1 protein-coding gene is annotated in these 307 nt (G+C 64.8%); it reads right to left on the bottom strand.

The genetic code is table 11. The features are described 5' to 3' along the window. A partial coding sequence (locus ACT3TD_RS14860; protein WP_444615253.1) for an ISL3 family transposase occupies positions 1-307 on the bottom strand: 307 nt, incomplete at both ends.

Raw genomic sequence — 307 nt, 5'->3', positions numbered from 1 at the left:
TGTTTCTGCCGCTCGGTCAGATAGTTCGTCCTGGTCATCAGGCTACGACGGTGCTTGTACAGCGGGTCATCCTTGCGTCCACGCCGCCCGGTCGTTTCTCGTTGCAGGCGTTGCCGACACCCGGTGAGCTTCTCGGCGGCCAGGTGCACCACATGAAATGGGTCCATCACCTTCGTCGCCGCGGGCAGGGCGTGGTCCACGGCGGTGGCGTAGCCGGCGAAGCCGTCCATCGTCACCACCTGAACCGACTCGCGGAACGCTTCGCTGCGTTGCTGCAACCAGCTTCGTAGAACCTCGGCGCTGCGCC

The organism is Corynebacterium sp. AOP36-E1-14, assembly GCF_052377495.1.
In the GTDB taxonomy this organism is placed as follows: Bacteria; Actinomycetota; Actinomycetes; order Mycobacteriales; family Mycobacteriaceae; genus Corynebacterium.
This window is presented reverse-complemented; position numbering and strand designations above follow the sequence as displayed.